This is a genomic window from Burkholderia sp. LFS061 (assembly GCF_047978125.1).
GTDB classification, from domain to species: domain Bacteria; phylum Pseudomonadota; class Gammaproteobacteria; order Burkholderiales; family Burkholderiaceae; genus Burkholderia; species Burkholderia pyrrocinia_C.
On record NZ_JBFPFS010000039.1, the window covers coordinates 23,189 to 35,669 of the forward strand.

A 12,481-nucleotide genomic window follows, 5' to 3' on the forward strand; every position below is an offset into this window, starting at 1 on the left:
GGTCAGCGAAAGCTGACCGGCCTTTTTCATTTCCGCGCGCCACGTTCGTGGCGCGCCTCCTCGCGCGCGCACATCCGCACGCCCCTTCCGCACCGTTTCCGCTAGAATCGTCCGACAAATATCACACGACCGGCGCAGGTACTGTCGTTTGCCCGCCGGCACAGAGAGAACATGGGACGTCATACATGGAAGCATGTGAACGAGACGCGACCATTCAGAGGGCCTGGTTGCGCCGATATCGGCCTGTCCGTCGGGACACGCCATTCACCCGATCGCACCCGAATCCGCCGCGCGACGCACCAGCCGGATCCGGTCATGCCGGGTAAGGACGCGCTCGCCGCGCTGGCGCTCGGCGTCGTGCTGCTCGTGCTCGCAGCCGTACTCGCGGTCACGACCGGCCGCGCGACCGGCCATCTGGTCCGCGCGCCGGGCACGGTCGTGCGCATCGTGCAGGACAGCGACGCGATGCGCGCGTACCGGCCGATCGTCGCCTACCTCGCGAACGACGGCCAGCGCCGCGAAATCGCCGGCAATACCGCGTCGACCGTCCCCGCGTACGACATCGGCGAGAGCGTCGACATCTTGCTCGACCCCGCCCATCCCGACCGCCTCGCACTGATCGACGATTTCGCGCAACGCTGGTTTCCGGTTGCGGTGCCCACGCTGCTCGCCATCGCGTCGTTCGCGATCGGCGGCCTGCTGATCGCCGGCGAGCGCCGCCGCCGGCCGTCCGACCCGCCGCCGGCCCGCGCCGCACGCAAGCAGGCGCGGCGCCGCTGGGATATCGCGATCGTGCTGATTCCGATCGCGATCGGCACGGGCTTCCTCGCCGGTGCCGGCGCGGCCGGCCTGCGTCAGTGGCAGATCGTCCGCCACTATGCGCACTCGACCGGCCACGTCGTCGATATCGCGAAAAACGCGCGGTCGTCCCGGGCGCGCGCGTCGCTGTATTCGGCAATCGTCGCGTTCACGACCGACAGCGGGCGCCAGATCACGTTCGCCCAGGGCGCGGCGTCGTCGCATCCGGGCCTGCGCGAAGGCGAAGCGGTCAACGTGCTGTACGACCCCGTCACTCCAGAACGCGCAGTCGTCGACCGCTTCTGGGATCGCTGGGGCCTCACGGCCATCCTGTTCGCGATCGGCGCGCCGTTCCTCGCGGCCGGGCTGTTCGTCGCCGCAACGCTATGGCCAGACCATCGGCCGCACGAAGCCGCTCAATGACGCTCGCGCGTCGGCCGCGCGCGGCGCGGCAACCGTAACGGCGCGCGCTTCACCGCTCCCTGAACGCCTCCACCTTCGCGCGATTCCCGCACGTGCGCATGTCGCACCAGCGCCGCCCGACGCCGCGGCCCCGATCGACGAAGAACCACGTGCAACGGCCGCACTGCCGCACGCGCGCGAAATCGTCGCTGCGCAGCAGATGCTCGAAACCGAGCGCGGCCGCATCGATCCAGCGCGACGCGGCGCGCGCATCGGGCCGCCACGCGAACCGTCCGTCGACCGCGTCGAACGCGCTGCGCCCGATCGCATCGCGGATCGCGACGGCGAGCCGGTCCGCCGCGCGCATACCGGCGCTGCCGCCGCCTCCGACCGTCAGGTGCGCGATCGCGGCGTATGCATCCTCTCGAAAACGATGCAGCGCCGCCAGCTCGTCCGGGCCGTCCTGCCGCGCATGACGCAGAAGCCGCGCCAGATCGGCCGGCGCCAGCAATCCCGCTTGCTCGACCCACGCGCGCACGGCCGGCCAGTCGACGAGCTTGTCCTCGTCGCGCGTCTTGCCCGTATCGGCCACCGTGTTCAGGAAGTCGAGCGCCGGATGGCCGCCGACGAAATCGGCCGCGCCCCATTCGTGCGCGTGTCGCGCAGGCTCGTATCGAGTAACCATTTATTTTCACCTATCGGTTTCATGTCCGGGCAATCCGGAGTAACCTGTTTACAGCAAAAACAGGTTATCACGGAGATGCCGATGCTCGAACTCGCCAACCGCTTCATGTTCGAAGGCCACCGGATTGCGTGGGGCACGCTCGGCGAAGGCCCGCCGCTCGTGCTCGTGCACGGCACGCCGTTTTCATCGCAGGTGTGGCGCCGGATCGCACCGTGGCTCGCGCGGCGTCATCGCGTGTATTTCTACGACTTGCTCGGCTATGGCCAGTCCGACATGCCGGACGCGGATGTGTCGCTCGGCCGCCAGAACGTGCTGTTCGGCGCGATGCTGGATGAATGGAAAATTGCGCGCCCGCGTGTGCTCGCGCATGACTACGGCGGTGCGACCGTGCTGCGCGCGCACTTCCTCGACGGCATCCCGTACGCGGACCTCACGCTCGTGAACCCGGTCGCGATCGCGCCGCAGGGTTCGCCGTTCGTGCGCCACGTCGCGCAGCATGAGGCCGCGTTCACCGGATTGCCGGCGTATGCGCATCACGCGCTCGTATCGGCCTACATCGGCAATGCCGTGGCACGGCCACTGAGCGACGATGCGCTGTCGATCTACCGTTCGCCGTGGCTCACGCCGGCCGGACAATCCGCGTTCTATCGCCAGATCGCGCAGATGCGCCAGCGCTACATCGAGGAAGCGGAGGCTCGATACGCGCCGCCGGACTTTCCAGTGCGCATCGTGTGGGGCGAGGACGATGCGTGGATTCCGCTCGAACAGGGGCAGGCGCTCGCCGATCGCATCGCGAACGGCGAATTGATCCGGGTGCCGCGCGCGGGCCATCTCGTACAGGAAGATGCGCCGGAGGCGATCGTCGCAGCGGTGCTCGACGGGCAAGCGCAGGGCTGAGCACCGCCGGAATCGTATATCGCGTCAGAACGCCGGCACGCCTTGCGCGAGCGTCGCGATGAACTTCGCGGTGCGCGGGTCGCGCGACCGGCCGAGTCCGCGAATTCTACGGACGCGCCGATGCCCGGCAAAAACGCAAATCCGCTGACGATATGAGCGCGTCGAATAACGCGCCGGCCAGCCACGCATTCCGCAGACGAAATCCGTCGCGATGCAGCGCGGCAATCGTCCGACGATTCGTTACCGGCGGTTACAGAAACGACAACGCGGTATCACCCATTCGGCGCACGCTACATACCATGAAGACAGGTGAACCGATTGCTCGCGGGCCTTGCCGCCCGCGAACGGAGGGAACGGCAAATGAAACGCATCCTGTTGTCCTGCGCCCTCGGCATCGCGGCCGCCTGCCTGTCGGCAAGCGCATTCGCACGTGCCGACATCGGCGTGTATTTCGGCGTGCCGGGGCCCGTGATCGAAGCACCGCCACCGGTCTACTACGCGCCGCCACCGCCCGTCGTGTACGAGCCGGCACCCGTTTATTACGGCCCGTACTATGGCGACTACCGTTACCGCTACTACCGGCACGACAACGGCTGGCATCGCGGCTGGCGTCATCACCACCACGACGATGGCGATTGACCGTCGCCTCGCGGCCGTCGCGGCCGCGTCCCGCCGGGGGAAATTCCGCGCGCCGGCCTTCGAGCCGGCGCGTCCGCATCACGCGTCGCTCACCACGGCAGCGAATACGTCTTCGTATTCGTGAAGCTCTTCATCGCTTCCTGTACACCTTCCTTATAGCCGAGCCCCGAATCCTTCACGCCGCCGAACGGCGTCAGCTCGAGCCGGTAGCCCGGCACCTCGCGCACGTTCACGCTGCCGACTTCCAACTCGGTGATGAAGCGCGTGATGTTGTCGAAGCGGTTCGTGCACACCGACGACGACAGCGCATAGTCGGTACTGTTCGACATCCGGATCGCTTCGTCGATGTCGCGAAAGCGCATGATCGGCGACACGGGGCCGAAGGTTTCATGCTTCACCAGCGGCATGTCGGGCGTCACGCGATCGATCACCGTCGGCGAATACAGCGCGCCGTCGCGCACGTTGCCGACCAGCAGCCGCGCACCGCGCGCGATCGCGTCGTTCACCTGCTGCTCGCAGAACTTCGCGGCCGCTTCGTCGATCACGGTGCCCATGTCGACCGACGGATCCGACGGATTCCCGTACGACCACGCGCGCGTCTTCTCGACGACCAGTTCGGTGAAACGATCGGCCACCGCTTCGTGCACGAGCATCCGCTTGATCGCCGTGCAGCGCTGCCCCGAGTTCTTGTACGAGCCCGACACCGCGAGCGTGCTCGCTTCGTCGAGATCGGCGTCTTCCATCACGATGATCGGATCGTTGCCGCCGAGTTCGAGCACCGCGCGCCGGTAACCCATCCGCGCGGCGATCGACTTGCCGATCGACACGCCGCCGGTGAACGTGATCAGGTCGATCGCCGGGTTCGTGATCAGTTCGTCCGCGATCTCCGTCGGGTCGCCGGTGAGCACCTGCAGCATCTGCGGCGGCAGGCCGGCTTCGTACAGGATATCCGCGAACAGGTAGCACGACAGCGGCACCTTCTCCGACGGCTTGACGACGATCCGGTTGTTGGTCGCGACCGACGGCACGATCTTGTGCGCGACCTGGTTCATCGGGTGGTTGAACGGCGTGATCGCGGAGATCACGCCGAGCAGCGGATCGCGCTGCGTGTACACGCGGCGCTTCTTGCCGTGCGGCGTCAGATCGCACGAGAAGATCTGCCCGTCGTCCTTCAGCACTTCACCGGCGCCGAACGTCAGCACGTCGGCCACGCGGCCCGCTTCGTACGTCGAATCCTTGATGCACAACCCGGCCTCGGCCGTGATCAGCGCCGCGATCTCGGCAGTGCGCGAGCGCACGATGTCGGCCGCGCGGCGCAGGATCGCCGCACGCTCGTGGCGCGTGAGCGTCGGCCGGTACGCGCGCACGACCGCGAATGCGCGCCGCACGTCTTCCAGCGTCGCCTTCGGCACGGTGCCGACCAGCGAGCCATCGTACGGGTTGCGCACGTCGATCACCGCATCCCGGTGAATCCGTTCGCCGTCGATTCGCAGTGCTTCGCGACGAATCTCGCGGACGGCCGTCGAGGCCGCAATGACGTTCATGAGGGTGTTCCCTTGCGGATGCATGCGCATCACTGCAAATGGTTGAGCGCGATGTCGATGATGTCGAAGTTGCGCAGCCGCGCGCGGCCCGTGACGTCGGCGGCGACCGGCTTGCTGAAGATCAGCGGCACGATCTGCTCGGAGATCCCGCCGTGCGAGCGCAGCGGCACGTCGAGCCCCGACAGGTCGTGCTTGATGCGGCGCGTGCCGAGCACGACGTCCCGCTTCGAGATCACGATCAGGTCGCCCATCCGCGCCGGCGGCAATTCGAAGCGCGCGCAGCCCTCGGCGCCCGTCAGCACGATCTCGATACCGCCCACCGCCGCAAGACGCGCGCGCAGCGCATCGACATCGGCCGACGCCGGCACGTAGACGGTCGCGAACGAGCCGAGCGCGCCGTGGTGCACGACGTACGGATCGGTGATCGGCAGGATCACGCGCGCCGCGTCGTGGCCGATCCATTCGTCGAACAGTTCCTGCAGATAGATCACGTTCGGCTCGCCGGTAATGGCGTCGTGCTTCGCGTTCATCCCGTGGTCGGCCGTGATCGCGACGATCGCGCCGAGCGCGTCGAGGCGCTGCAGGTACTTGTCCATCATTGCGTAGAACGCGTTCGCGCCGGGCGTGCCGGGCGCGCACTTGTGCTGCACGTAGTCGGTCGTCGACAGGTACATCAGGTCGATCGGCCGCGTCTCGAGCAGGCGCACGCCGGCCGCGAACACGAATTCCGACAGATCCGCGCTGTACACGCTCGGCACCGGTTTGCCGACCAGCTCAAGCACGTTGTCGATACCGTTTTCCTCGAGGCTCGCTTCGTCTGCCTTTTCCGACGAGAAGCAGATGCCCTTCAGCCCCTTGCCGAGCAGGCGGCGCAGCTTGTCCTTCGCGGTGACGACCGCGACGCGCGCGCCCTGTTCGGCGAAAGTCGCGAGCACGGTGGGCGCGACCAGGTACTTCGGATCGTTCATCAGCACCTCGGCGCCGGTGTCGCGATCGTAGAAGTAGTTGCCGCTTATCCCGTGGATCGCGGGCGGCACGCCGGTGACGATCGACAGGTTGTTCGGGTTCGTGAAGCTCGGCACCACGCATTCACCCTTGAGCGCCGTGCCGGGCTTCAGCAGCGTGCGCAGGAACGGCGCGACGCCGGCCTCGGCCGCTTCTTCCAGATATTCGTATGCGCAGCCGTCGACGCAGATCACCACCACGGGCCGGCTCATCCAGTTGTAGCGGCGGCCGTTCACTTCGACGGAAACAGGCGTTCCAGTCATGACGTTCATTCCTTTCAGTTCGACGGGATTGAGCCGTCGGCGCCCGCGCCGCGCCGAAGGGAGGTGTTTTCGATGCTTGACATTAAAATTGATGATTTGTAGATTGTCAACAACATGCAGAAAACGGAAAGCAAAGCAGCACAGTGAAAAGAGGGGGCTCGACTCATCCGCCGCGTGCCGCGGCATCTCGGTCAAGGAGTCCGAAGATGAACCGAACTCCGACTTCAAGCGGTTTTATCAGGAGGTCAAAAAGCGCGACTACATTCCGTATCCGGGCAAGCTGACCGAAGTCGAGACGTTCCGCGCCGGCTGCATCGGCCACTTCGACGAGGCCGGCATTCCGGGCGCCGTCGCCGCGAACGCCGACATGCTGCGGGCGATGGGCGTGAGCCGTGTGTCGGCCGGAGCGGCGGCCTGACGCGACGCACCCGGCCACGTGCCCGTGCGCGCAGCTAACCCGCGGTGTGTCGCCACGCGGCGGCGAGGTTTTCCGGCCGTGCACGATACCGACCCTTACTGAAGAACCATCCGATGCGACCCTTCTGGATCGAACAAGCGCTGTTCAACGACGGCGATCTCGCCCCCGCGCTGCAGGGCGCAACGCAGGCCGACGTCTGCATCGTCGGCGGCGGCTTCACCGGGCTCTGGACCGCGATCCAGGCGAAGCAGCAGAACCCGGCGCTCGACATCGCGATACTCGAAGCCGACCTGTGCGGCGCCGGCGCGAGCGGCCGCAACGGCGGCTGCCTGCTCACGTGGTCCGCGAAATTCCTGACGCTGCGGCGCCTGTTCGGCGAAGCCGAGGCGATCCGGCTCGTGAAGGCGTCGGAAGCGGCCGTCCAGCACATCGCCGATTTCTGCCGCGCACACGACATCGACGCCGAATTGCGGCTCGACGGCACGCTGTACACCGCGACTTCGCGCGCGCAGGTCGGCACCCTCGCGCCGGTGCTCGACGCGCTCGCCGCATGCGGCATCCACAGCTACGAGCCGCTGCCGCCCGCCGAAGTCGCGCGCCGCTCGGGCTCCGCGCGCAATCTCGACGGCGTCTATTCGCCGATCGCCGCGACCGTGCATCCCGGCAAGCTCGTGCGAGGGTTGCGCCGCGTGGCGCTCGCGATGGGCATCCAGATCCATGAACGCACGCCGATGCTCGACTTCACGCCCGGGCAGCCGGCCGTCGTGCGCACGCCATCCGGCAGCGTCACGGCGGGCAAGCTCGTGTTCGCGATCAACGCGTGGATGGCGAGCCGCTTCCCGCAGTTCGAGCGCACGATCGCGGTCGTGTCGAGCGACATGGTCATCACCGAGAAATGCCCGGAGCTGCTCGATAAGACCGGGCTCGTGGACGGCGTGTCGGTGCTCGATTCGCGGATCTTCGTCTACTACTACCGCACGACGGCCGACGGGCGGCTGATGCTCGGCAAGGGCGGCAACACGTTCTCGTGGCGCAGCCGCATCGCGCCGGTGTTCGACCGGCGCTCGCCGTACGAGGCGCAGCTCACGCAAAGCCTGCGCGAGTTCTTCCCGTCGCTCGCGGGCGTGCCGGTCACCGCAAGCTGGAACGGCCCGTCGGATCGCTCGGTGACGGGCTTCCCGTTCTTCGGCCGCCTCGACGGCGCGCCGAACGTGTTCTACGGTTTCGGCTATTCGGGCAACGGCGTCGGGCCGACCTACATGGGCGGGCAGATCCTGTCGTCACTCGTGCTCGGCCTCGACAACGCGTGGACGCGCAGCCCGATCGTGCGCGGCCCGCTCGGCCATTTCCCGCCGGAGCCGATCCGCTATGTCGGCGCGCACGTCGTGCGCAATGCGATCCGCCGCAAGGAGCGCGCGGAGGACGAGAACCGGCAGCCGTCGGCCGTCGATACGTGGCTCGCGAAGTTCGCGAGCGCGGCCGGGAAGGCCGACAAGGCGTGACGATGCGTTCGACGTGACGACGATAACGACGCAATGCAAAAGGGACGCTGCAAGGCGTCCCTTTGCGTTTTATCCGGCGATTCTTGCGGCTGCGTCAAGCGCGCGCGGTTTTCTCCCGCGCCGCCTTGCCCGCTACCGGCAGCCCCTGCTCGTGCGTGCGGCGCATCCGCGCGAGGCCATGCGCGACGTGCTCGCGCACCAGCGCGACGGCCTTCTCCTCGTCGCCGCTCGCGAGCGCCTGCACGATCTTGTCGTGCTCGGCCGCAGACACCGCGATCGCATCTTCCTCGGCCTCGATCGCGGCCTGGCGCAGCAGCCCGAGCTGACGCACGAGCCGGCGGTAGGTGTCGGTCAGGTGCGTATTGCCGACGCCGACGACCATCGCGTCGTGGAACTGCACGTTCAGCTCGGTATAGCGCGTGACGTCGTGCGACTTCGCGGCGCCCTTCATCGACTGGATGATGCCTTTCAGCACTTTCAGCGTGTCGGGCGAGATGCGCTTCGCGAGCGCGCGCGCGACCGACTCGTCGAGCATCGCGCGCACTTCGTAGATCTCCTCGGCCTCGCGCAGCGGCACGACGCGCACGGTCACGCCGCGGTTCTTCTCGTTGCGCAGCAGTCCGGCCTGCTCCAGCGCGCGGAACGCTTCGCGCACGGGGCCGCGCGACACGTTCAGCTTCGTCGCGATCTCGACTTCGTTGAGCTTCTCGCCAGGTACGTATTCGCCGGAGACGATCGCGCGCTCGAGCATGTCCTGGACGATCATCGCGAGCGACTGGCTTTGCAGGAGTTCGATGGCACTGAGCGTGTTCGGGGCAGTCATGGTCGGGCAGGCAGCGGAGCTGCGGGTGAAAACGAGGGCGCCAGATCGGCGAATGATCCTTCTATACCCTCGGCCCGACACATTGTCAACAGTCTTCAGTTTCCAAAAACCAATTTCGCCTGCCGGGATGCATCCGGCAGGCGGCCGTCGCACGGCGGGCGAAGCTTGCCCGAACCGCGCGACGTGTGACGACCGTCAGGCCGTGTGCTTCACCGGCCCCGGGTCGCTGTGGCTCGGCCGGCCCGTTTCTACGTGGCCCGCGAAGCGGCGCACGACCTTGTCGTCGCCGCCGCGCAGCGTCGTCGCGGTGATCGTCAGATCGTACCAGCCGTGGCTCGACGACAGCTCGAAGTGATCCTCGACGCGTTCGCCCGGCTCCAGCGTGTAGGTGCGCGCATGCGCATGGCTGTACGCGTTGTCGACCGTCACGCGGCACGTCGCGCGCCCGCTGTTGCGCAGTTGCAGGTACACGTGGCAGTTGCGCACGTCGTAGCCGATCTTCGCTTCGGGGTTCGCGTGGCGGCCGTCCGCGGCGAGCCGCGTGTTGCCCTGGAACTCGCACAGATAACCGTTCGGGCCGTATGCGGCGAGATGGTACTCGCCGTGCGCGGCCGACGTGCTCCACGTATCGACGAAGCGGTCGTGCGCGGACACCGCATAACGGCGCGGCGGCGTCGCCGGGTTGCGGCGGTCGTACACGTAGAACGCCGCGCCCGCGTCGCCCGAGTTCGCGAAGTCGAGCGACACGCTGTCGTCGTGCCCGCTCACGCGGCTGTGCACGAACAGCTCGTACGGCAGCGCACGCGCGGGCCGCGTGCCGGGCTCCTGCGCCGGCATCGACTGTTGCGCGGGCACCTGGTACGCCTGGCCGGCCGTCGCGATGTGCTGCGGCACCGTGAAGCTCACCGTACGCGTGTCGGGGCGCGCGGAGAAGTCGAATGCCGACGTGAGGTCGCCGCAGATCGACCGGCGCCACGCGCTGATGTTCGGCTCCTTCACGCCGAAGCGCGCTTCGAGGAAACGCAGCACCGACGTATGGTCGAACGTCTCCGAGCAGACCCAGCCGCCCTTCGTCCACGGCGAGATGATGATCAGCGGCACGCGCGGCCCGAGGCCGATCGGCTGGATGCCGCCCGGGTCGGCACCCGGCACGAGCGGGCTCATCTCGCCCGGGTACTTGTTCAGGTCGAGCAGCTCGTCGCCGAGGTTCGACAGCAGGTTCGACGACACGATGCCCTGGCCGCCCACGCCGCTCGTCACCGGCGGCACCGGCGGCACGACGTGGTCGAACAGCCCGTCGTTCTCGTCGTAGTTGAGGATGAACACCGTCTTCGCCCACACCTCGGGGTTCGACGTCAGCGCCTCGAGCACCATGTTGATGTAGAACGCGCCGTCGGTCGGCGATGCCTGCGGGTGCTCGCTGTACTTGTACGGCGACACGATCCACGACACCTGCGGCAGCCGGTTCGCCTGCACGTCGGCCTTCAGCTCGGCGAGCGTGTGGTCCGACGCGCCCTTGTCGACCAGCGGGCCGCTCGCGCCTTCCTTCACCTGGAAGCGCTTGAAGAACATCAGCGAGTTGTCGGTGTAGTTGTCGGTCGGGTCGCCCGGGATGCCCGTGCCGCCCTGGTACACCTTCCAGCTGATCTTCGCGTTTTCGAGGCGCTCGGCGTAGGTCGTCCACGTGTAGCCGTTCACGTCGTCGCGCTCGCCGATGCCCGGGCCGTTCGGCGGGTTGCCGTAGATGTTGCGCGAGTCGACCGTGCCGGTCCACAGGTAGATGCGGTTCGGCGCCGTGTCGGCGTGCGCGGAGCAGAAGTACGAATCGCAGATCGTGAACGCGTCGGCCAATGCGTAGTGGTACGTGAGATCCTGGCGCTTCAGGTAGCCCATCGTCAGCACGTCCTGCTTCTGGTTCACCCATTGGTCCCACTGGCCGTTGTTCCAGGCGAGGTGGCCGCTGCTCCAGCCGTGGTTGGTGCCCGGCTGGAATTCGGTCGTCTGCTTCGGATCGAGGTAGAACGGCAGCACGTACGGCGCCGACGGATCGAGGCCGCGCGAATGGTAGTTCTTCGTGAACACCGATGCCGGCGGCTGCTGCCACACCGGCGCGCCGCTCGGCAGCAGGTGCGGGCGCGGGTCGTTGAAGCCGCGCACGCCGCGCAGGCCGCCGAAGTAATGGTCGAACGAACGGTTTTCCTGCATGAAGATCACGACGTGTTCGACGTCGCGGATCGTGCCGGTGCGATAGGCGGCCGGCATCGCCAGCGCATTGCGGATCGCGGGCGGGAAGCCCGCGTAGGCGGCCATCGCGCCGGCCGACTGCGCGGCGAGGCGCAGGAAATCGCGTCGATTGTTCGAGGACATGAAGAAGACCCTGTGGTCGGTAGGAGTGGGGCGCCGGTCGATTGGGGCCGGCGGTCGGTGCGTTGCCGTTATTACCCCGCACCGGCATGTCCCGGCCGTGACCGGTTCCAGCAGGTTTCTTGCGGTGACCCCCAGCTTTTTTTCGAAGCGGCATACGACGCGCCTTTCATGCGGCCGACACACGCATGCGCTACGCTGACGCGCGATCAAGAGGGGGAGAAGCCGAGTCGTGTTCGATCAGTTGAAGGCGTTCCACGCGACCGTCCGACAAGGCAGCATCACGCGCGCCGCGCGCCACCTGGGTGTGAGCCAGCCGACGATTGCCGCGCAGATCCGGCAGGTCGAGCAGGTGTACGGCGTCGAGCTGTTCTACCGCAGCGGCCGCAAGCTCGAGGTCACCGAGACGGGCATCGAGCTGCTGCCGCTCGTCGAGAAGATGATCGCGCTCGAGGCGCAGGCCGACATCATGCTGCGCAACGTCGGCGGCCTGTTCGAAGGCCACCTGCGGATCGGCGCGACGGGCCCGTACTACATCATGGACGCGGTCGGCCGCTTCTCGAACGCGCATCCGTCGATCGCGCTCACGTGCCGGATCGGCAACTCCGAGGAGATCCTGCAGGCGCTGCAGGAATTCCGCATCGATCTCGCGGTCTCGTCGCAGCGCAACGACGCCGACGGCCTCGAACGCAAGGTGATCTCGACCGATCCGCTCGTGCTCGTCGTGCATCGCAACCATCCGCTCGCGCGTTTCGACACGATCGACCCGGTGCACCTCGCCGACGTGCGGCTGCTGATGCGCGAGGAAGGCTCGGTCACGCGCCGCTGCACGGAGACGATCCTCGCGGCGGCCGGCGTCGCGGCCGCGTCGGTTGCCGAGATCGGCAGCCGCGAAGCGATCCGCGAGGCGATCCTGCATGGCGTGGGCGGCAGCCTGTTTCCGCTCGGCGAAGCCGAGCGCCATCCGGACCTGCGCGTGATCGCGCTGCGCGGCATCGACACGACGATCGACGAATACGTGTACTACCTGAAGGCGCGCCGCCAGAGCCCGGCGATCGACGCGTTCCTCGCCTGCATCCTGCCCGCGGAACACGCAACGCGCGACGCGACGCGGCGGGCGAACGCGCGCTGAGTCGCCGCG

At 67.5% G+C, this 12,481-nt stretch carries 10 protein-coding genes and 1 pseudogene; 6 read left to right on the plus strand and 5 right to left on the minus strand.

What is annotated here, in order from left to right:
• The first annotated feature begins 171 nt into the window (after positions 1-171).
• A complete protein-coding gene (locus tag ACNQQL_RS27380; protein ID WP_347067051.1) occupies positions 172-1,221 on the plus strand; it encodes a DUF3592 domain-containing protein in 1,050 nt (349 codons plus the stop codon).
• A gap of 49 nt (positions 1,222-1,270) precedes the next feature.
• On the opposite strand, the gene ACNQQL_RS27385 is transcribed toward ACNQQL_RS27380, so the two are convergent.
• The gene (locus ACNQQL_RS27385) at positions 1,271-1,885 is read right to left on the minus strand and encodes a CGNR zinc finger domain-containing protein (protein ID WP_347067053.1); all 615 of its coding nucleotides are present in this window, start codon (positions 1,883-1,885) and stop codon (positions 1,271-1,273) included.
• Positions 1,886-1,966: 81 nt separating this feature from the next.
• Between ACNQQL_RS27385 and ACNQQL_RS27390 the strand changes: the two genes are divergently transcribed.
• Positions 1,967-2,782, plus strand: coding sequence for an alpha/beta hydrolase (locus ACNQQL_RS27390; protein WP_347067055.1), 816 nt, complete (start codon positions 1,967-1,969; stop codon positions 2,780-2,782).
• A gap of 360 nt (positions 2,783-3,142) precedes the next feature.
• Positions 3,143-3,421: a hypothetical protein gene (locus tag ACNQQL_RS27395; protein ID WP_072437623.1), complete on the plus strand. Its 279-nt coding sequence runs from the start codon at positions 3,143-3,145 to the stop codon at positions 3,419-3,421.
• 89 nt (positions 3,422-3,510) lie between these two features.
• Here ACNQQL_RS27395 and phnY read toward each other — a convergent pair whose 3' ends face one another.
• The gene (phnY, locus tag ACNQQL_RS27400; protein WP_347067058.1) at positions 3,511-4,965 is read right to left on the minus strand and encodes a phosphonoacetaldehyde dehydrogenase; all 1,455 of its coding nucleotides are present in this window, start codon (positions 4,963-4,965) and stop codon (positions 3,511-3,513) included.
• Positions 4,966-4,994: 29 nt separating this feature from the next.
• Positions 4,995-6,233 carry a phosphonoacetate hydrolase gene (gene phnA / locus ACNQQL_RS27405; protein ID WP_347067060.1) on the minus strand — a complete coding sequence of 413 codons (1,239 nt, stop codon included), beginning with the start codon at positions 6,231-6,233 and terminating at the stop codon, positions 4,995-4,997.
• 205 nt (positions 6,234-6,438) lie between these two features.
• Between phnA and ACNQQL_RS27410 the strand changes: the two are divergent.
• Positions 6,439-6,651 (plus strand): annotated as a pseudogene (locus ACNQQL_RS27410) (2-aminoethylphosphonate--pyruvate transaminase); the annotation flags it as partial.
• Between the two features lie 113 nt (positions 6,652-6,764).
• Positions 6,765-8,153 (plus strand): FAD-dependent oxidoreductase, encoded by a 1,389-nt coding sequence (locus ACNQQL_RS27415; RefSeq protein WP_347067061.1) that lies wholly within the window; start codon positions 6,765-6,767, stop codon positions 8,151-8,153.
• Between the two features lie 94 nt (positions 8,154-8,247).
• Here ACNQQL_RS27415 and ACNQQL_RS27420 read toward each other — a convergent pair whose 3' ends face one another.
• Complete coding sequence (locus ACNQQL_RS27420; RefSeq protein ID WP_072437625.1) at positions 8,248-8,976, minus strand: phosphonate utilization associated transcriptional regulator; 729 nt, start codon at positions 8,974-8,976, stop codon at positions 8,248-8,250.
• A 195-nt stretch (positions 8,977-9,171) separates the two neighbouring features.
• Entirely contained in the window at positions 9,172-11,343 is a 2,172-nt protein-coding gene (locus tag ACNQQL_RS27425) for a phosphocholine-specific phospholipase C (protein WP_347067063.1), read from the minus strand.
• Between the two features lie 229 nt (positions 11,344-11,572).
• On the opposite strand from ACNQQL_RS27425, the gene ACNQQL_RS27430 reads away from it, so the two are divergent.
• Positions 11,573-12,472: a LysR family transcriptional regulator gene (locus ACNQQL_RS27430; protein ID WP_347067065.1), complete on the plus strand. Its 900-nt coding sequence runs from the start codon at positions 11,573-11,575 to the stop codon at positions 12,470-12,472.
• The last annotated feature ends 9 nt before the right edge of the window (positions 12,473-12,481 follow it).

Bases quoted from the DNA above. Each gene is read 5' to 3' on its own strand.
- ACNQQL_RS27385 (WP_347067053.1), bottom strand. From the start codon at position 1,885: ATGGTTACTCGATACGAGCCTGCGCGACACGCGCACGAATGGGGCGCG.
- phnY (WP_347067058.1), bottom strand. From the start codon at position 4,965: ATGAACGTCATTGCGGCCTCGACGGCCGTCCGCGAGATTCGTCGCGAA.
- ACNQQL_RS27425 (WP_347067063.1), bottom strand. From the start codon at position 11,343: ATGTCCTCGAACAATCGACGCGATTTCCTGCGCCTCGCCGCGCAGTCG.
- ACNQQL_RS27380 (WP_347067051.1), top strand. From the start codon at position 172: ATGGGACGTCATACATGGAAGCATGTGAACGAGACGCGACCATTCAGA.
- phnA (WP_347067060.1), bottom strand. From the start codon at position 6,233: ATGACTGGAACGCCTGTTTCCGTCGAAGTGAACGGCCGCCGCTACAAC.
- ACNQQL_RS27415 (WP_347067061.1), top strand. From the start codon at position 6,765: ATGCGACCCTTCTGGATCGAACAAGCGCTGTTCAACGACGGCGATCTC.
- ACNQQL_RS27390 (WP_347067055.1), top strand. From the start codon at position 1,967: ATGCTCGAACTCGCCAACCGCTTCATGTTCGAAGGCCACCGGATTGCG.
- ACNQQL_RS27420 (WP_072437625.1), bottom strand. From the start codon at position 8,976: ATGACTGCCCCGAACACGCTCAGTGCCATCGAACTCCTGCAAAGCCAG.
- ACNQQL_RS27395 (WP_072437623.1), top strand. From the start codon at position 3,143: ATGAAACGCATCCTGTTGTCCTGCGCCCTCGGCATCGCGGCCGCCTGC.